Annotated in this window: 1 protein-coding gene and 2 pseudogenes; all 3 read right to left on the reverse strand. The window is 38.5% G+C overall.

Annotation, left to right across the window (positions count from 1 at the left end):
* Nucleotides 1–137: pseudogene (locus A2U94_RS21395) on the reverse strand (ISNCY family transposase); the annotation flags it as partial.
* A 128-nt stretch (nt 138–265) separates the two neighbouring features.
* Nucleotides 266–859, reverse strand: coding sequence for a hypothetical protein (locus A2U94_RS19990; protein WP_231882795.1), 594 nt, complete (start codon nt 857–859; stop codon nt 266–268).
* Nucleotides 860–1203: 344 nt separating this feature from the next.
* Nucleotides 1204–1359: pseudogene (locus A2U94_RS22270) on the reverse strand (hypothetical protein); the annotation flags it as partial.
* Nucleotides 1360–1607: the final 248 nt, after the last annotated feature.

Below are 1607 nucleotides of genomic sequence, written 5' to 3' on the forward strand. Positions count from 1 at the left end.
AAGAAACATTTGAGTAAGGCTTTACGACAAATAGGCGGACGACCTGTGCCAGCTGGAACAGGTCCCACTGTTAAACTGTCTACGTAAGCAAATAAAATGTGTAAAAGGGATTGATTTTCTTCGAAATTGGTTATCATACTAGTAAATCCGTCCTTTCTGGAGATAGTTTAGGGTACTATCATTCTTCCAAGAAGACGGATTCTTTTATGCATTCATTTTTGAATATTTATGAGTTTTGCAACACCCTCCTCTTTCATATTGGAAATCACTCCTTAATAAATTTCTGTAATAACTCTGAGTAAACTTTATCTTTCCCCCATATTCCTGCTTCTTTTTCTATATTATGAATTCCACCGGAACCTGGATGTAATTTTTGAGGCACTGGAAACGCTTGTCCACCTCCACCAATATGGTGATGAATTAATTTGTCTCCTTTAACACCTTTAAAATCATACTGGGAGAAATATTCCCTAAATACCTTATCATTAACTGGACTATCGGTAAACGGATTCCTTCCCTCTATTATTGCTCTATTATTTGGGCTAAACGCTTCTGGGTGTCTATCAAGTAGTTCACTCCAAAAATACTTTAGATCACGTCTCCACCCCTCAGCATTAGTGTATTTTTCACCTTTTCCACCAAATGGCATCTCAACAACTGTACGTTGATCTGCAATATAAATTGGATCTATATTTTGAAGGTCCACACCACGATATGTTCTAATAGGGTCATTAATATCTTCTATCTTCTTAACCGTTCCTTTAGTACCCTCAGCAACCTTCTCATCCCTAACCTTCGTCCCAACCCCATTACCACCATCCACACGCTCAATAAACTGATACCCGCCATTCCCCTTCACAGATCCAACACCTGGATACACTAAACGATTATCCAGCTTATTTAGACCCAAGTTCTGCAGAGCTGACTGCGTACGCACATGAATAGCTGCGGCACCTTCATTCAGTTTCTTCGTGGCGGCACCGCTGAGTTGTTCAAGCTTCGTCGTTTTTGCGAGCTTGTCCGCTCCTTTTGTGCCGACTATGCTTATGGCAACGTTAGCGGTTAGGTAGGAAAAGTAACTATATTCTTACCACTCTATTTTTATTCCAACTGATTTCACATATCTAATAAATATTCTTTACAAGTGTAAAAAAACAAAAAAACCTTGAAAGGCTTTTAGCCAATTAAGGTTTTTTAATAATGTTATTTTGTTTTAACAGCTTCTCTTATCTGTTCAATAATCTGATAGAGCCACTGAAGTGGTTCTAAACCAGTAGCGGGAAAGTACACACCATCCGCACAAGATTGAATATATTCATTCTTTTCTATATCTGAATAGTCACTTCCAATAAAATCTGTGTAAGCCCGTAATCAAACAACGCATATAAAACATCAGGCACCTCCGGTACGATAAATGTATCAATCAAAGGAGGTGCCATTATGTCTACAAACAAATTAACCATTGTTCCCGTCAAACTCGATCCTATTCCAGTTGAAATTTCTTCGAATCATTCTCTCCAATACACTGCTGAGCCAAGTTGTGTAATTAAAACCGCTGTGGCTGAAATTTCCTTCTTCAATGGCGTAGATGAGCGCATTATCCAAAC

This window comes from Bacillus sp. VT 712 (assembly GCF_001614195.1).
GTDB classification, from domain to species: Bacteria; Bacillota; Bacilli; order Bacillales; family Bacillaceae_H; genus Priestia; species Priestia flexa.